Raw genomic sequence first — 16,956 nt, 5'->3', positions numbered from 1 at the left:
CGTTCCATGTTAAGCGGGACGCTCGATCCGGTAGTTCGTTCCGGCTGCGTCAGGACCGCCGTGCACGATTATTGCCCCCGGGCACCCAGCGCCCTAGATATGGGGCCATGGCCATCGGGAGCTCCCTGCGTTGATCCTCATCCTTCAAATCCTTCAGATACTGCTCAACGTCGTCTGGTGGGTGATCATCGTGCAGGCGATTCTGTCCTGGCTGATCGCCTTCAACGTCATCAACACCTCGAACGATTTCATCCGCTCGGTCTGGTATGCGCTGCAACGGATGACCGATCCGCTCTATCGCCCGATCCGGCGCATCCTGCCCGATTTCGGGGCGCTGGACCTGTCGCCGATGGTCGTGCTGCTCGCCGTCATCATCCTGGGCAAGATCCTGGACACCGCCATCGCGCAGCAGATGTACGGGGGCGCGGTCGTCGTCGGCTGAGCCATGCCCGCCTGGACCCCGCGCGATGACGGCATCCAGATCGCGGTGCGCGTGACGCCGCGTGGCGGCCGCGATGCGCTGACCGCCGGAACCGAGGAGCATTTCGCCGCGCGCCTTTCCGCCCCGCCGGTGGACGGCGCGGCCAATGCGGCGCTCGTGCCCCTCGTCGCCAAGCATTTCGGGGTGCCCAAGCGCGCGGTGACCATCGTGGCGGGGGAGACGGCGCGGCTCAAACGCCTGCATGTCGCGGGCGACCCGCAAAAGCTGGCGCGGCTGGCCGAGGCGCTTTATGGCGATACGCCATGACCCCAAATACCCCAATGACCGGCGCGACGATCATCGACGGCAAGGCCTTCGCCGCCGCCCTCCGCAACCGCATCGCCACCCAGGTCGCGACGTTCCGTGAAAAGGCAGGCCGCGCGCCCGGCCTGGCGGTCGTGCTGGTCGGCGAGGACCCGGCCTCCAGCGTCTATGTCCGCTCCAAGGGCAAGGCGACGCGCGAGGCGGGGATGGAGAGCATCGAGCATCGCCTGCCCGCCGATACCGACCAGGCGACCCTGCTGGCGCTGGTCGAACAACTCAACGCCGATCCGACGGTGGACGGCATCCTTGTCCAGCTTCCCCTGCCGGGCCAGATCGACGCGCAAGTCGTGATCCAGGCGATCGACCCTGACAAGGATGTCGACGGTTTCCACCCGGTCAATGCCGGGCGGTTGGCCACGGGTGTCGAGGGCTTCGTGCCCTGCACCCCGCTGGGCTGCCTGATGCTGCTCAAGAGCATCCACCCCAGCCTGTCGGGCATGGATGCGGTGGTCGTCGGCCGCTCCAACATCGTCGGCAAACCGATGGCGCAGTTGCTGCTCGGCGAAAGCTGCACCGTGACGGTCGCGCACAGCCGCACCCGCAACCTGGCCGAAGTGGTCGGGCGCGCCGATATCGTCGTGGCGGCGGTCGGCGTGCCCGGGCTGGTCAAGGGCGAGTGGATCAAGCCCGGCGCCAGCGTCATCGATGTCGGCATCAACCGTGTCGAGACCGGGCTGGTCGGCGATGTGGACTATGACGTGGCGGTGACCCGCGCGGGTGCGATCACCCCGGTTCCCGGCGGGGTCGGGCCGATGACGATCGCGGTCCTGTTGCGCAACACGCTGGTCTCGGCGGGGCGGCGCGAGGGCGTCGCGATCGACCAGACGGCGCTGTAAGCCGGTGCTCGAACTCTTCATCTCCTCGCTCATCACCTTCTTCGTGGTGATCGATCCGCCGGGTTGTGCGCCCATCTATGCGGGCCTCTCGGCGGGGGCGACGCCGCAGCATCGCCGGGCGATGGCGATCCGCGCGGTGCTGGTCGCCGCGGTCATCCTGTTCGTCTTCGCGCTGTTCGGCGAGGCGCTGCTCCACGGTCTGGGCATCGAGATGGCGGCGTTCCGCATCGCGGGCGGCATCATGCTGTTCCTGATCGCGCTGGAGATGGTGTTCGAGAAGCGCACCCAGCGCCGCGAGGACCGCGCCGCCAAGGTCGCCGACGATCCGCACGAGGCGGAGGATGTGTCGATCTTCCCTATGGCGATGCCGATGATCGCGGGGCCCGGCTCGATCGCGACCGTCATGCTGCTGATGAGCCGCAATTCGGGGCTGGAGGCGTCGCTCGTCGTGCTGGGCGCGATGGTGACGATCCTGATCCTGACACTGGCGGCGCTGCTGGCGGCGGGGCCGCTGATGCGGCTGCTGGGCGCGAAGATCGAGGCGGTGATCACCCGCGTGCTGGGCGTGCTGCTGGCGGCGCTGGCGGTGCAGTTCGTGATCGACGGGGTGACCGCGTCCTTGCGCTGATCCTCCCCGGCACGGGGAGGGGGACCGCCGCGAAGCGGTGGTGGAGGGGGTGTGCCGCCAGGGACGTCCCGTGTGGCAGGCCCCCCTCCGTCAGGGCTCACGCCCTGCCACCTCCCCGTGTCGGGGAGGATATTTTTCTCAATCGATCCGGTACAGCCTCAGCGGCGACCCCTTGGGCAGCGGTAGCGGGGTCAGCCAGTTCGGGACCCAGCCATGCGCCATCCGGTCGTAAAAACCCCCCGGTGCCCGTGCCCGGTAATTGGTCGACTCGGCCATGTCGGGGCAGATCAGCAACAGCGTCGCGCCGTGCCGCTTCATGATCGCGCGCGCCTGTGCCTCGCCGCCCTGAAAGGCGTGCTGCACGTCCAGGATCGCATCGCCATTGCGGTGATAGGGCCCCGCGATCGCATCGTGATGGGTGGTGACGATCAGGCGCGGGCCGAGATCGACGAAGGTGAAGACTGTCGCCCTCGGATAGACGTTGACCCGCGTCAGCACCGAGGTGCGCACGCACTGCCCCGTCGCGCGATTGACCCGCGCGGCATAGGGGGTGGGCTGCGTCGCTGGCAGTTTCTTGAGGACCAGCGCGGCGAGGACGCCGGTGGGCACCAGGATCACGGCGACCATCAACGGCACGCGCAACAGCGGCGAGCGCAGCCGGTTGATGAGGGGCAGGAGCATCCACACCAGCGCCGCGACGCCGGGCACCGCCAGCATCTGTGCCGCCGGGGCCGCGCGCGCCTGCCACAACAGCATGGCGCAGGCGAAGGCGGTGAACAGCGCCACCGCGCTCCACCCGATCGTCCGCCGCCGCCACGCCGCCAGCGCGGCACCGATCAGGCCGATGACCGGCATGATCGCCATGGGCAGCGCGACGCGGAGCGGATGCTTGTAGATCGGCTTGGCCTCCCGGACATTGTTCAGCCAGTTGCGCTGCAACTCCGGGCTGGCCTGTTCGGGGCGGGTCAGGCATTGGGGGAACAGGCTGGCGAACCCGCCTGCGATCACCGCCCCCGCAACCACCGCCAGGCCCAGCCGCGCGCCCCGCGACTCGGGATTGATCCGCGCGAGCAGGAACAGCAGCGCCCCCGCCGCCACCGTCACCGACAGCCAGACCGGGGTCAGCGCGTCGCAGCGCATCGCGTAATTGGCGTTGGAGGCGAAGGCGGCGAACCCCGCCGCGCTCCCTCCGCCCAGCGTCAGTGCATAGATGGCCAGGCGCGGGGCCTCCGCCCGGTCCCAGACCCAGCGTAAGGACAGGATCGCACCCGCCATCGCGGCATAGGGCAGCATCTCCAACCCGATCGCCAGCGACACCGCGCTGGCCAGCCCGACCAGCGCGCCGCCGCGCCGTCCTTGCGGATCGCATAAGCCCGCGACGGTGACCGCCAGCATGGCAAGCTGCCACCCGTGATGGTCGATGCGCATCGGCATGTACATCAGCTGCGTCGCGCTGGCGCACAACAGCAGGACGATCCCCAGCGGCCAGAGATAGGGTTCGATCAACCGACGGATCGTCGCCGCGATCGCCAGCATGGTGATCGACAGCGGGATGATCGGCGCCAGACCACAGGCGAGTCGCTCCGCCCAGGCCGGCGTGGTGAACAGGCGGAAAAACAGGATCAGCCCGGCGATCGGCAGGTCGACGATGCGGCTCCAATGGATGTCGAAGCCGAGCGGCGGATTCAGCCGATACTGGCGCAGGTCGTACCAGCCCTGGCCCGCCATCCAGGCGCGCACCTGCATCAGGCGCATATTGTCGTCGGTGTCGCCCAGCGACCACCAGCGTATCTGGCCCCAGCGGTCGTACATGTACCAGGCGGCGACCGCGACCCAGGCGATCAGCACCCAGCGTCGCCAGTGCCGATCCATCTCGCCCTTCAGACGTTCCAAAGACGCTTCCCTCATACCCGCCCGCAGCTTAAGGCGCAGGACCATGGGCCCGCTCTATCGCGGGCGACGCAAAGGGCAAGGTCGGGGGCAAAGGCGGCGGCGTGGCGACTCTTCAGCACCAGATCGAACGATGGCGGGACAGCGGCATGCTGGGCCAATTGATCCGGTTCGGCATCGCGGGCGGCCTGTCGACGGTCGTCTATTCGGCGGTCTATCTGCCGCTGACCTATTGGGTGTTGCCGCACGACAGGGCCGTGCTGGCGGTGCCGCCCGCCTTTCTGGTCGCGGTGATCTTCGGCTTCTTCCTGCACAGCGCGTGGAGTTTTCGCGGGCACGGCACCCGCGACTCCAGCGGCAAGCAGCATCTGAAATTCCTGGTGGTGCAGGGCTTCGGCCTTGCGTTGAACGCGCTCTTTACCTGGATCGCGACCGGGCTCCTGCATCAACAACCCTGGGTCGCGCTGATCCCGGTGGTCACGATCACGCCGATCGCGACCTTCGCGCTCAACCGCCAATGGGTCTTCGGATAAGTTCATGGACCGTATCGTTTACGACCGCATGGCGGCGCATGATTCCACCCATTGGTGGTATCGCGCCCGCCGCGACATCCTGGCCGATTATCTCGACCGCTATGGCAAGCTGCCCCAGGATGCCCGCATCCTGGAGATCGGTTGCGGCACCGGGCATAATCTGCCGATGCTGGCGCATTTCGGCACGGTCGATGCGATCGAGATCGATCCGGCGGCGCGCGCAATCGCATCCACCCGTCTGGGTCACGCCGTGGGCGACGCGCCGCTGCCCGAATTGCCGGGGATCGAGCGCGGCGCCTATGACCTGATCGCGGTGCTCGATGTGGTCGAGCATATCGAGGACGACGTCGCCGCGCTCGCCGCGATGAAGGCGTGTCTGAAGCCCGGCGGCAAGATCCTGATCGCGGTGCCCGCGCATCAGTGGATGTGGTCGGCGCATGACGTGGTGAACCATCACCACCGTCGTTATTCCAAGGCTACGCTGGTGGCGGCGATCGAGAAGGCCGGGCTGAGGCCGCGCAAGCTGAGCTATTTCAACTCGCTGCTCTTCCCGCTCGCTGCCGCCGCGCGGATCGCCGGGCGGCTGACAGGCCGCGACGACAGCGACGACTCGCCCCCCCCTGCGCCGCTGAACAAGGCGTTCGAGGCGATCTTCCGGTTGGAACGGCACCTGGTCGGCCGTGCGCCGATGACGCCGGGGGTTTCGATCGTGACCTTGGCGGAGCCTGTTTGAGGTTTGCGTTGGGGCGTGGCCTTCGACTGCGCTCAGGCTGAACGGAGGTTGGGCATCGGGGCTGGATACAAAACGCCGTTCAGCCTGAGCGAAGTCGAAGGCCAAGGGAATCCCTCATAAACACGGTTCCGCTCCCCCGCCCGTCTGGCTAGGGAAGCGCCATGCTGGACTTTCATCGCGCCGATCTGGCCCGACTGGCCGCGCGGGACCGATTGCGGATGCTGGCCCCGCAGCGCGGCCGAGATTTCGCTTCCAACGATTATCTGGGGCTGGCGAACAGCCCCCGCCTCGCCGCCGCCATCGCGCAAGGGGTGGCGGAGGGCGTGCCCGTCGGCTCGGGCGGATCGCGTCTCCTGCGCGGCAACCATCCCGAACATGAGGCGCTGGAGGCCGAAGCCGCCGCCTTTTTCGGGGCGGAGGCGAGCCTCTATTTCTCCTCGGGCTATACCGCCAATGTCGCGATCATGGCCACGCTGCCGCAGCGGGGCGACCTGATCGTTCATGACGCGCTGGTCCATGCGAGCATGCATGAGGGGATGACGCTGTCGCGCGCCACGGCGGTCGCGGCGGCGCATAACGATGCGGGCGCGTTCGAGGATGCGATCCGTACCTGGCGGGGGCAGGGGGGCAAGGGCACGCCATGGATCGCGGTCGAGAGCCTCTACAGCATGGACGGCGACACCGCACCGCTCGCGGAGCTATACGCAGTGGCCGAACGCCATGACGCCATGCTGATCGTCGACGAGGCGCACGCCACCGGCGTTTTCGGGACACGGGGACAGGGGCTTGCAACGCCCGGCGAGCGGGTGGTGAGCCTCCACACCTGCGGCAAGGCGCTGGGGTGCGAGGGCGCGCAGGTCGCCGGACCCGCCATCGTGCGCGACTATCTGGTCAATCGCGGGCGCGGCTTCATCTTCTCCACCGCGCCCTCGCCCTTGATGGCGCGCGCGGTGCGCGAGGGCTTGCGCATCCTGGCCGACGAGCCCGAGCGGCGTGCGTCCCTGCACCAGCGGATCGCGCTGGCGGGCGAGCGGCTGGGTCCACACGGCGCGCTGGCGCAGGGTACGCCGATCATGCCGCTGATCCTGCGCGACAATGGCCGCACCATGCGCGCCGCCGAGGCGTTGCAGGAACGCGGCTTCGACATACGCGGCATCCGCCCGCCGACCGTGCCGGTGGGCGCGGCGCGGTTGCGGCTGTCGATCACTCTCAATGTCGAGGCGGCGGACATCCTCGCCCTCGACCAGGCACTGAGCGAGGTTCTGGCATGAGCACGATCGTCGTCACCGGCACGGATACCGAAATCGGCAAGACCGTCTTTTCCGCCGCGCTGACCGGCGCCTTGGGCGCAAGCTACTGGAAGCCGGTCCAGGCGGGCACCGATGACGAAGGGCATGGGGATGCCGAGACGGTGGCGAGCCTGAGCGGCCGTCCGGTCCTGCCCTCGGCCTATCGGCTGAAGACCCCCTGCTCGCCGCACCGCGCCGCCGAGATCGACGGGGTGGCGATCGCGCTGGACCGGTTGGCGCTGCCCGAGGTCGATGGGCCGCTGGTGGCGGAAGGGGCGGGGGGCGTGCTGGTGCCGGTGACGCGGCAGATGCTGTTCGCCGATCTGTTCGCGCATTGGGGACGGCCGGTGGTGCTGGTCGCGCGGACCGCGCTGGGGACGATCAACCACAGCCTGTTGTCGATCGAAGCGTTGCGGTCGCGCGGGGTGCCGATCCTGGGCGTGGCGTTCGTCGGCGAGGGCGTAGAGGACAGCGAGGCGACCATCGCCGCGATCGGCGGGGTGAAGCGGCTCGGCCGCCTGCCGCATCTGGTGAATCTGAATCGGGACACACTGGCAGAGGCGTTCGCGGCGAATTTCGACGTCCGGGATTTCCGATGACCTCGCCTGTCTGGCACCCCTTCACCCAACATGGCCTGGGCGAGCCGATCCCGCGTGTCGCCAGCGCGAGCGGTGCGGTGCTGACCACGGTCGACGGGCGCCAGGTGATCGACGCCATCTCCAGCTGGTGGGTGACGACGCACGGCCACAACCATCCGCGTATCAGCGCCGCCATCGCCGAACAGGCGGGCAGGCTGGACCAGATCATCTTTGCCGGCTGGACTCACGAACCCGCCGAAGAGGTCGCCGCCGAGCTGGTACGGATCACGCCGCCCGCGCTGACGCGGGTCTTCTTCTCCGATTCCGGCTCGACGTCGGTCGAGGTCGCGTTGAAGATGGCGCTGGGCTATTGGCTCAACCGGGGCGAGCCGCGCCATCGCATCCTCGTCCTCGAACACAGCTATCATGGCGACACGATCGGCGCGATGTCGGTGGGCGCGCGCGGGGTGTATAATCGGGCCTATGCGCCGCTGCTCTTCGATGTCGGCACCATCCCCTTTCCCCATGACGTGCAGGCTACGCTCGACGCGCTGGAGGCGGAGTGTCGGGCGGGTGCGGCGGCGTTCATCGTCGAGCCGCTGGTGCTCGGCGCGGGCGGGATGCTGTTCTATCCGCCCGAGACGCTGGCGGCGATGCGCGAAATCTGCGCGGCGCACGGCGTGCTGTTCATCGCCGACGAGGTCATGACCGGCTGGGGTCGCACCGGCACGCTGTTCGCCTGCGAGCAGGCGGGGGTGGTGCCCGATATCCTGTGCCTGTCCAAGGGGCTGACCGGCGGCGCGGTGCCACTGGCGGTGACGCTGGCGACCGAGGGGATTTTCCAGGCGCATTGGTCCGAGACGGATCGGTCGAGGCAGTTCTTCCACTCCTCCAGCTACACCGCCAACCCCATCGCCTGCGCGGCGGCGGCGGCCAATCTGGCGATCTGGCGCGACGAGCCGGTATCTGCGCGGATCGACGCGTTGTCCAAGGCTCAAGGAAAGCATCTGGCGACGGTGAGCGGCGCGGTGGCGGTCCGTAATCCCCGGCAACTCGGCACCATCGCCGCGTTCGAACTGGGCGCGGGGCAGGATTATCTCTCCGACCTCGCCCCACGGCTGCTGGCGCATTTCCGCGAGGCCGATCTGCTCGTCCGGCCGATGGGCAACACCATCTATGTCATGCCGCCCTATTCCATCACGCCGGAACAGCTCGGTAAAGTCTGGACCGGCATCCATGCGGCGATCGACCGCTTCGGAGGGTGAACGTCGATTCCCGCCCTGCAAGGGATTACTCTGCAAAACTCCCCCCTGACCATCCCGGCGAAGGCCGGGATCCAGTTGCGGGACGGTTGCAAGTCCTCTCATTGCGCCCCAGCTGGACCCCGGCCTCCGCCGGGGTGGTCCATGGTATCGGCTTACGTGCCGACTTTCGCAGAGGTTTCCCGGAAGGGGAGGAATATGGTCAGCGGCCTTTGACTTTAGGGCTTTTCATTTGCTTTATCCCGCAGCGATTCAAAAGGAGCAGGCATGAGCGTGGCGGCGGCAAGGGCGATGGGGGCTCTGGCATCGGTGACGGCGCTGGTCTGGAGCCTCGCCGCCTCCGCGCAGACGGTGGCCGTGCCTGCGACGCCGCCCGCTACGCCGCTTGGGCCGATCAACGCCGATCTGCCGCCCGGTGGCGATTCCTACGCCCGCGCCATCGTGCGGACACCGGTCGCCGCGCCCAACTGGACGCTGTCCGCCTGGGTCCAGCCGCGCAGCGTCGCGGGCAAGGGCACGACGATGCTGATCGGCGGTTTTGGCGATCCGACCGGCGGCCCGCGCCGCTATCTTGCACTGGTCGATGGCCAGCCCGCGCTCGTCACCGAGGCGGGGGTGGTGCAGGGCGGCGGCGACGCCGATCGCAACAAATGGACCTATATCGCCGCCAGCTATGACGGAAAGGTCGTCCGGCTGTTCGTGAACGGGCGACAGGTGGTGCAGCGCGGCCTGACGCTGCAACCCGTCAACGGCGTCGCGACGCTGGCCCCGCGCAGTTACCAGCCGGTCTTCGCAGGCAAGGTCATCGACTTCCGCATGGTGCGCGAGGTGGTCGATCCGCTGACCATCCGTGTCGCCGCGCGGCGCGCGCCCGACCCCGCCAGGCTGGCGCTCCAGACCGGCAGCCCGAGCTGGCCCTTCCAGACGCGCCAGATGCAGGGTCAGACGGTGCCGCAGGACGCCTGGACCCTGCCCCAGTCCAAGGCCCCGATCCCGACCAGCGGCACGGCGAAACCGGAGCCCAAGGACGCGGCGCTCGTCTCCACCGCGACCGGGCAATGGGCAGTGAATGGCTGGCGACTGATCGAGGCGGCCAAGGTCGGCCCCGGCGGCGCGGACCTGTCGCAGGGGAATTTCGACGCCAGCAAATGGTATGCCGCGACCGTGCCGGGCACGGTGCTGACCACGCTGGTCGATCGCGGCGTCTATCCCGATCCGGCGGTCGGGCTGAACAACCTGTCGATCCCGGAGACGCTGGCACGGCAGGATTACTGGTATCGCACCGAGTTCGACACGCCCGCCGAGGCTGCCGGGCGTCAGATGTGGCTGACCTTCAACGGCGTGAACTATTCCGCCGAAATCTGGGTCAACGGCCGGATGGCGGGCACGATGAAGGGGGCCTTCATCCGCGGCCGCTTCCCCGTGACGCTGGCGGCGGGGCGCAACGCGATTGCGGTGCGGGTTTCGCCGCCGCCGCATCCCGGCATCGCGCATGAGGAGTCGATGACGGCGGGCGTGGGCGAGAATGGCGGCGTCCAGATGCTCGACGGCCCGACCTTCGTCGCGACCGAGGGCTGGGACTGGATTCCCTCCGTCCGCGATCGCAATACCGGGCTGTGGCAGGGGGTGACGCTGGCCGCGACCGGCCCGGCGGTGATCGGCGACCCGCAGGTGGTCACCACCTTGCCCAAGACCGACAATAGCGTCGCCGATGTCGAGATCGCGGTGCCCGTCACCAACAACGGCCAGGCGCCGGTGACGACCATGGTGCGCGCGGTGTTCGACGATGTGGTGGTCGAAAAGCCGGTGACGATCGCCCCCGGCCAGACGATCCGCGCCGTCCTGTCGCCGTCCGAGTTCCCGCAGCTTTCGGTCAAGAACCCGCGCCTGTGGTGGCCCAATGGCTATGGCGACCCGGCGCTGCACGATCTCGCGCTGACGGCGGCGGTGGACGGGGCGCTGTCGGATTCGAAGGCGCTCCGCTTCGGGATGCGGCAGGTGACCTATGACCTGTCGCTGTTCGACAATGACGGCGATCTGGAGCGGGTGACGCTCGATCTCAACCGGGTGCGTGGCGGCCAGCGGGTGATCGACACCAGCCATGCGGGCATTCGCAAGGCCGGTAACGGCTGGGCGATGAGCTTCACCCCCGGCGGCGACCAGTCGGCGGCGGTGACCAAGGTGCAGGACGACCCGCGCCTCGCCCCCCATCTCGTCCTGCGGGTCAACGGCGTGCGGATCGCGGCGCGCGGCGGGAATATCGGCATGGACGATTATATGAAGCGCGTCGATCGCGCGCATCTGGAGCCGTTCTTCCGCCTCCACCGCGACGCGCATCTGAATATCGTCCGCAACTGGGTGGGGCAGAATAGCGAGGAGAGCTTCTTCGACCTGGCCGACGAGTACGGCCTGATGGTTCTGTCCGATTTCTGGGAGTCGACCCAGGATTACAATATGGAGGCCGAGGACCCGCAACTGTTCCTCGCCAATGCGGCCGATGTGGTGCGCCGCTATCGCAACCATCCCTCGATCGTCGCCTGGTTCGGGCGGAATGAAGGCGTGCCGCAGCCGATCCTGAACACCGGGCTCGACGCGATCCTGCGCGCCGAAGACGGGACGCGGCTCTACATGCCCTCGTCCAACGCGGTGAACCTGCAAGGCTCGGGGCCCTATAACTGGCGGCCGCCGGTCGATTACTTCACCGATCTGGCCAAGGGCTTCTCGGTCGAGGTCGGCACGCCCTCGCTGCCGACGCTGGAGGCGTGGAAGCGCGCCATCCCGGCGGAGGCGGATCGCTGGCCGATCGGCGATGTCTGGGCCTATCATGACTGGCACCAGAGCGGGAACGGTGCGGTCAAGAGCTTCACTGACGCCCTCGAACGCCGCTTCGGCCCCGCCACCGGGCTGGAGGATTTCGAGCGCAAGGCGCAGATGATGGAGTATGAATCCTATCGCGCCATCTTCGAGGGGATGAATGCGGGCCTCTGGACCGAGAATTCGGGGCGGATGCTGTGGATGACCCAACCCGCCTGGCCGTCCTCGGCATGGCAGATCTTCTCCTCCGACTATGACACCCATGCCGCCTTTTACGGGGTGAAGAAGGCCGCCGAGCCGATCCATGTCCAGATGAACCTGCCCGACCACCGTGTCGTGCTTGTCAACAACACCCGTGATGCGCTGAAGGGCGTGCAGGTGCGCGCGAAGATTGTCGGGCTCGATGGCCGGGTCGAGGGCGAGCAGGAGGCGAAGCTGGTCGCGGGTGCCGAGGGGGTGACGCCCGCCCTCAACCTCGACCTCGCCTCCGCGATGAAGCGCGGGCCGGTGCTGGTCCGGCTGGAGGCCACCGACGCGGGTGGGCAGATCCTGTCGACCAACAGCTATTGGCAGGCGCAGGACGATGCGGGCTACCGCGCGCTGACGACGATGGGCGCGGCGACCGTCACCGCGACCACCAGCCTTCAGGGGCAGGGCGAGGAGACGCTCGCCAACGTCACCCTGACCAATAGCGGTTCGGTCCCCGCGATCGAAACCAAGCTGACCGTGATGAATGCGGACGGTAGCCAGGTGCTGCCCGCCTATTTCAGCGACAATTACGTCACCCTGTTGCCGGGAGAAACGCGCGTGATCGAGATTCGATACCCCAGTGCCAGGGCGGACAGGCCCAGCGTCACGCTTCGCGGCTGGAACGTCACCGCCACCGCTGCGGACCTGCGTCCGTGAGCCGCCTTGCCTCGATCGTGCTGATGGCGCTGGTCCTCGCCACGCCCGCCGCCGCGCAGCAGACGGAAACCGATGGCCAACGCTGGGCCCGTGAATGGGAGGAGCGGTTGCACAACGACTTCGGCTATCTCGCCCGCTATCGTGCCGACAATGCGAAGCTGACGCCGGGTCATTCCCGCATCGTCTTCATGGGCGATTCGATCACCGAGAACTGGGCCAGCAAGGTGCCGCAGTTCTTCGCGACCGAAAGGGTCGGGCGCGGGATCAGCGGGCAGACGACCTCGCAGATGCTGCTCCGCTTTCGCCAGGACGTGATCGACCTGCATCCCACGGTGGTGCAGATCATGGCGGGCACCAACGATATCGCGGGCAACACCGGCCCGACGACCGATGCGCAGGTGCAGGGTAATATCATGTCGATGGTCGAACTGGCGCAGGCCAACGGCATCCGGGTGATCCTCGCCTCCATCCCGCCCGCCGACCATTTCGAGTGGAAGCCGGGCGTGAACCCCGCCCCGCGCATCGCCGCGATGAATGCGTGGTTGAAGGATTATGCGGGTCGGGTGGGGGCGACCTATGCCGATTACTGGTCTGCCTTACATGTCGGCGACGCGCTGAACCCCGCTTATGGCACCGATGGGGTCCACCCGAACGAGGCGGGCTATGCCGCGATGGCGCCGGTCGCCGACGCCGCGATCAAACAGGCGCTCAGGGGCGCTCAGCCGCGCAGGATGCGATAGTTCAGCCGGGCGGTCGCGATCGGCCGGTCGCGATCCTCCTGCCAGGCGGTCGCCTCGACATTGGCGACCCGCTGGCCCAGCCGCAGGATCGTGCCGACCGCGCGCGTCGGGTGGTCGCGGCCGGTGCGCAGGTAATCGGTCGTCACCGTCACCGGCTTGATCCGCGCAGCCCCTTCGCTCGACAGCCGGTGGGTCAGCGCGGCGATCCCCGCCACCTCCAGCAACCCCGCGATCGCGCCGCCCTGGAGCAGGCCGGGCCAGCCCATGACATGGTCGCCGAACGGCATGACCAGTTGCGGAGCACCCTCCGCCCATTCGATCGAACAGCCGAGCCATTCGGCATAGGGTGGCAGGACCATCGCCTGGCCGATGGCGGTGCGGGGGGTGCTCATGGCTTCATTCCCATGAAGGTGCCCGCGACATGCGCGACGGGATCGTCGGGATCGCCGTCATGCGCGATCCCCCGGACGAAGGCGACGCTGCGGGTGATTCGATAGCATTCGCCGCGCCCGATCACGGTCCGCTGCGGCACGGCGGGGCGGAGGTAATCGACGCGCAGGTCCAGCGTCACATGCGCCTCGAAGCGTCCTCGCTTCAGCCAGACGGCGACGCTGGTCGCCATGTCCATCATCGCGACGATCGGGCCGGAGGCGATGACCCCGCTCGCCGGATCGCCGATCAGCCGTTCGTCATAGGGCAGCGCCAGTTCCGCCCAATCCGGCCCATGCGCGCGGTATGCGATGCCCAGATGCCGGCCATGCCCACCGCCCAGGCCGCCCATCGCGATGAAGCGTTCCATATCGAACCCCATGGGGCCATGATCTACACCACGGGAAAGCCAGTGCAAAAGGAGAGCGACATGCGGAACCGGGTGACGATCGCGGTGAAGGACGGCGTCGCCGATGTCCGCCTGTCGCGCGGGGACAAGCTGAACGCGATCGACCGCGCCATGTTCGATGCGCTGGCCGAGGCGATCCAGATGCTGGCAACACGAGTGGATGTGCGGGCGGTGGTGCTGTCGGGGGAGGGGGAGGGCTTCTGCTCCGGTCTCGACATGGCGGCGATGGCGGGGGGAGAACTGGCGGGGCTGGACCTGTCGGCGCGGACCCATGGACCCGCCAATGGGGTGCAGCAGGTGGCGTGGGGATGGCGGACGCTGTCCGTGCCGGTGATCGCGGCGGTGCACGGGGTGGCCTTTGGCGGCGGCACGCAGATCATGGCCGGGGCGGATATCCGGTTGGCGCACCCGGCGACCCGTTTCGCGATCCGGGAAGTGCATTGGGGGATCGTGCCGGACATGGGCGGCTTCGCCCTGTGGCGCGGGATGCGCGAGGATGTCTTGCGCGAATGGGTCTATACCGCGCGCGAGTTCGATGCGGCGGAGGCGCTGGCGGCGGGGTTCGTGACCCGGCTGGTGGAAGATCCGCGCGGGGAGGCGCTGGCCCTGGCGCGCAGGATTGCCGAACGCAGCCCTGATGCGGTGCGGAGCGCGAAGCGGTTGTTCGGGGCGATGGGGCGCGCACCCGAGGATATGCTGGCGATGGAAAGCGCCGAGCAAGTGGCGCTGATGCGGGGGGCGAACTTCCGCGAGGCGGTGCGGGCGAACATGGAACGGCGGCGGGCGGATTTCCGCGACGGTTGAGAGGGCGCTGCTCGCCCTCCCGCAACGATAGCCCCTCCCGCAGGCGGGAGGGGTTGGGGAGGGCATGGGGTCTCATGGAGCGCATGGCCTGTGGCTTTCCCTCCCCCATCCCCTCCCGCCTGCGGGAGGGGCGTGCTGCTTGGCAGGGCGATGGGCCAAACAAAAAAGGGGAGCCCTTCTCAGGACTCCCCTCTTTCCCGGCTCTTGCGAAATTACTCCGCGGTCGCCTTCAGGATCTTGCCCGGATTGCGGGGCGGCTCGCCCTTGGGGAGCGCGTCGACATGTTCCATGCCGCTCTCCACCTGGCCCCAGACCGTGTACTGACGGTCGAGGAAGCGCGCGTCGTCGAAGCAGATGAAGAACTGCGAATTGGCCGAGTTGGGATCGTTGGTCCGCGCCATCGAGCAGGTGCCGCGCACATGCGGCTCGGCATTGAACTCCTGCTTCAAATTCGGCTTGTCCGAACCCGACATGCCGGTGCCCGTGGGGTCGCCGCCCTGTGCCATGAAGCCCGGAATCACGCGGTGGAACACGACGCCGTCGTAAAAGCCTTCATTGGCAAGCCCGCCGATGCGCGCGACATGCTCGGGCGCGAGGTCGGGGCGCAGCGTGATCACGACATCGCCGCTCTCGAGCGTCAGGGTCAGCTTGGAAAAAGTCTCGGCCATAAGGGGTCTTCCTTGGTTGATCGCCCGCAGGTAGGCGTTCACACGCCCGCTGGCAAATCGAAGCGCCTCTCTATAGAGGCGTGACACCGCGTTCATGCACCGTCGAGGGAGGCCGAGATCAGCGACACCGAACTCCCCGAACTCGAAACCGAGACCCCGCCGGAAACCCAGTTGGACGAGGACGACCGGCTGAAGCCCGAATATGTGACGGCGGTACTCGACGCGCTGGACGCGGGCGACGACGAGGGCGCGCGCGCGCTGGTCGAGCCGCTCCATCCCGCCGACATCGCCGACCTGTTCGAACTGGTCGGCGACGAGGAGCGCGTCAGCCTGGCACGCGCGGTCGCGGACCTGCTGAACGGCGACGTCTTCGCCGAGATGAACGACTATGTGCGCGAGCAGCTTATCCAGGCGCTCGAACCGCATGAAGTCGCCGATATCGCCTCCGAACTCGACACCGACGACGCGGTGGCGATCATCGAGGACATGGACGAGGACGAGCAGCGTGCGGTGCTGCGTGCGCTCGACCCGGACGACCGCGCCGCGATCGAAGAGGCGCTGTCCTTCCCCGAGGAGTCCGCCGGTCGCCTGATGCAGCGCGAGCTGATCGCGGTGCCCGAGCATTGGACGGTGGCCGAGACGATCCAGTTCCTGCGCGACGACGAGGAACTGACCACCGATTTCTGGGAAATCTTCGTCGTCGATCCCGGCCATCGTCCGATCGGGACGTGCCAGTTGTCGTGGATTCTCCGCGCGCCGGGGCAGATCGTGATCGGCGACGTGATGAAGCGCGAACAGACGCTGATCCCGGTCGATATGGACCAGGAAGAGGTCGCGTTGCGCTTCCAGAAATATGCGCTGATCTCCGCCGCCGTGGTCGATGCCAGCGGGCGGCTGGTCGGCATGATCACCGTCGACGACATCGTCCACATCATCCAGCAGGAGGCGGGCGAGGACGTGCTGCGCCTGTCGGGCGCGGGCGAGGGCGACATCAACGAGCCGATCCTCGACAGCTATAAGAGCCGTGTCCGCTGGCTGCTCGCCAATCTGGTGACGGCGATGGTCGCCTCCTCGGTGATCGCGGCGTTCGAGGGCACGATCGCGCGGATGGTGGCGCTGGCCACGCTGATGCCGATCGTCGCCGGCGTCGGCGGCAATGCGGGGACTCAGACGCTGGCGGTGACGGTGCGCGCGCTGGCGACCAACCAGCTTACCCAATCCAACACCACCCGCGCGATCATGCGTGAGATCCGCGTGGCGATGATGAACGGGGTGACGGTCGCGGCGGTGATCGGGGTGGGGGTGAGCCTGGTCTTCGCCAACCCGGCGCTGGGCATGGTGATCGCGGCGGCGATGATGACCAATATCCTGGTCGCGGGGCTGGCGGGCGTGCTGGTGCCGGTGACGCTCGACCGGTTCGACGCCGACCCGGCGGTGGCGTCGTCGGTGTTCGTGACGATGACGACCGATTCGATCGGCTTCCTGGCGTTTCTGGGGCTGGCGACGGCGGCGGGGTTGACGGGATAGCGTTCCTCCCGTGCAAGGAAACCTCTGCGAAAGTCGGGACGTCGCCCAACATCATGCACCACCCCGGCGGAGGCCGGGGTCCAGTTGGGAAGCGATTGGAGTCAT

17 protein-coding genes are annotated in these 16,956 nt (G+C 67.9%); 13 read left to right on the top strand and 4 right to left on the bottom strand.

The annotated features are described in order from the left end of the window. Positions 1 to 130: 130 nt before the first annotated feature. Genes SM191_RS05470 through SM191_RS05455 form a run of 4 tightly spaced genes read left to right on the top strand, consistent with a single transcriptional unit; the run spans position 131 to position 2,269 of the window. Positions 131 to 442 (top strand): YggT family protein, encoded by a 312-nt coding sequence (locus SM191_RS05470; protein ID WP_306997099.1) that lies wholly within the window; start codon positions 131 to 133, stop codon positions 440 to 442. Between the two features lie 3 nt (positions 443 to 445). Further along, entirely contained in the window at positions 446 to 748 is a 303-nt protein-coding gene (locus tag SM191_RS05465) for a DUF167 domain-containing protein (RefSeq protein ID WP_341505299.1), read from the top strand. Next, the gene (gene folD / locus SM191_RS05460) at positions 745 to 1,641 is read left to right on the top strand and encodes a bifunctional methylenetetrahydrofolate dehydrogenase/methenyltetrahydrofolate cyclohydrolase FolD (RefSeq protein ID WP_445949813.1); all 897 of its coding nucleotides are present in this window, start codon (positions 745 to 747) and stop codon (positions 1,639 to 1,641) included. The genes SM191_RS05465 and folD overlap by 4 nt, the downstream gene beginning before the upstream one ends. 4 nt (positions 1,642 to 1,645) lie before the next feature. Further along, complete coding sequence (locus SM191_RS05455; RefSeq protein WP_341505298.1) at positions 1,646 to 2,269, top strand: MarC family protein; 624 nt, start codon at positions 1,646 to 1,648, stop codon at positions 2,267 to 2,269. A 138-nt stretch (positions 2,270 to 2,407) separates the two neighbouring features. Here SM191_RS05455 and SM191_RS05450 read toward each other — a convergent pair whose 3' ends face one another. After that, complete coding sequence (locus SM191_RS05450) at positions 2,408 to 4,177, bottom strand: AcrB/AcrD/AcrF family protein (RefSeq protein ID WP_445949816.1); 1,770 nt, start codon at positions 4,175 to 4,177, stop codon at positions 2,408 to 2,410. 131 nt (positions 4,178 to 4,308) lie between these two features. Here SM191_RS05450 and SM191_RS05445 point away from each other — a divergent pair, with 131 nt between their 5' ends. The 7 genes from SM191_RS05445 (at position 4,309) to SM191_RS05415 (ending at position 13,014) form a co-directional block, all read left to right on the top strand. Then, positions 4,309 to 4,692, top strand: a complete 384-nt coding sequence (locus SM191_RS05445) for a GtrA family protein (protein WP_341505320.1) — start codon at positions 4,309 to 4,311, stop codon at positions 4,690 to 4,692. Positions 4,693 to 4,696: 4 nt separating this feature from the next. Further along, the gene (locus SM191_RS05440; protein ID WP_341505297.1) at positions 4,697 to 5,425 is read left to right on the top strand and encodes a class I SAM-dependent methyltransferase; all 729 of its coding nucleotides are present in this window, start codon (positions 4,697 to 4,699) and stop codon (positions 5,423 to 5,425) included. 161 nt (positions 5,426 to 5,586) lie between these two features. Continuing rightward, entirely contained in the window at positions 5,587 to 6,696 is a 1,110-nt protein-coding gene (locus SM191_RS05435) for an 8-amino-7-oxononanoate synthase (protein ID WP_341505296.1), read from the top strand. Next, positions 6,693 to 7,313 (top strand): dethiobiotin synthase, encoded by a 621-nt coding sequence (gene bioD / locus SM191_RS05430; protein ID WP_341505295.1) that lies wholly within the window; start codon positions 6,693 to 6,695, stop codon positions 7,311 to 7,313. Before SM191_RS05435 ends, bioD begins: the two co-directional genes overlap by 4 nt. After that, the gene (locus SM191_RS05425) at positions 7,310 to 8,557 is read left to right on the top strand and encodes an adenosylmethionine--8-amino-7-oxononanoate transaminase (protein WP_341505294.1); all 1,248 of its coding nucleotides are present in this window, start codon (positions 7,310 to 7,312) and stop codon (positions 8,555 to 8,557) included. The genes bioD and SM191_RS05425 overlap by 4 nt, the downstream gene beginning before the upstream one ends. A gap of 264 nt (positions 8,558 to 8,821) precedes the next feature. After that, complete coding sequence (locus tag SM191_RS05420; protein ID WP_341505293.1) at positions 8,822 to 12,274, top strand: glycosyl hydrolase 2 galactose-binding domain-containing protein; 3,453 nt, start codon at positions 8,822 to 8,824, stop codon at positions 12,272 to 12,274. Beyond that, positions 12,271 to 13,014 (top strand): GDSL-type esterase/lipase family protein, encoded by a 744-nt coding sequence (locus SM191_RS05415; protein ID WP_341505292.1) that lies wholly within the window; start codon positions 12,271 to 12,273, stop codon positions 13,012 to 13,014. Before SM191_RS05420 ends, SM191_RS05415 begins: the two co-directional genes overlap by 4 nt. On the opposite strand, the gene SM191_RS05410 is transcribed toward SM191_RS05415, so the two are convergent. Both SM191_RS05410 and SM191_RS05405 read right to left on the bottom strand, forming a co-directional pair. Then, positions 12,993 to 13,406, bottom strand: coding sequence for a PaaI family thioesterase (locus tag SM191_RS05410; RefSeq protein ID WP_341505291.1), 414 nt, complete (start codon positions 13,404 to 13,406; stop codon positions 12,993 to 12,995). The genes SM191_RS05415 and SM191_RS05410 overlap by 22 nt on opposite strands. Next, positions 13,403 to 13,813: a PaaI family thioesterase gene (locus tag SM191_RS05405; RefSeq protein WP_306997076.1), complete on the bottom strand. Its 411-nt coding sequence runs from the start codon at positions 13,811 to 13,813 to the stop codon at positions 13,403 to 13,405. The genes SM191_RS05410 and SM191_RS05405 overlap by 4 nt, the downstream gene beginning before the upstream one ends. 60 nt (positions 13,814 to 13,873) lie before the next feature. Here SM191_RS05405 and SM191_RS05400 point away from each other — a divergent pair, with 60 nt between their 5' ends. Further along, on the top strand, positions 13,874 to 14,656 hold the full coding sequence (locus SM191_RS05400) for a crotonase/enoyl-CoA hydratase family protein (protein WP_341505290.1): 783 nt from the start codon (positions 13,874 to 13,876) through the stop codon (positions 14,654 to 14,656). 212 nt (positions 14,657 to 14,868) lie between these two features. On the opposite strand, the gene SM191_RS05395 is transcribed toward SM191_RS05400, so the two are convergent. Then, a complete protein-coding gene (locus tag SM191_RS05395; RefSeq protein WP_056436311.1) occupies positions 14,869 to 15,324 on the bottom strand; it encodes a peptidylprolyl isomerase in 456 nt (151 codons plus the stop codon). A gap of 117 nt (positions 15,325 to 15,441) precedes the next feature. Between SM191_RS05395 and mgtE the strand changes: the two genes are divergently transcribed. After that, on the top strand, positions 15,442 to 16,851 hold the full coding sequence (mgtE, locus tag SM191_RS05390) for a magnesium transporter (protein ID WP_341505319.1): 1,410 nt from the start codon (positions 15,442 to 15,444) through the stop codon (positions 16,849 to 16,851). Positions 16,852 to 16,956 lie beyond the last annotated feature (105 nt).

The organism is Sphingomonas sp. 2378 (genome assembly GCF_038084995.1).
Lineage (GTDB): Bacteria > Pseudomonadota > Alphaproteobacteria > Sphingomonadales > Sphingomonadaceae > Sphingomonas.
The sequence above is the reverse complement of the archived record's forward strand: the minus strand, read 5'-3'. Positions and strand labels throughout refer to the sequence as shown.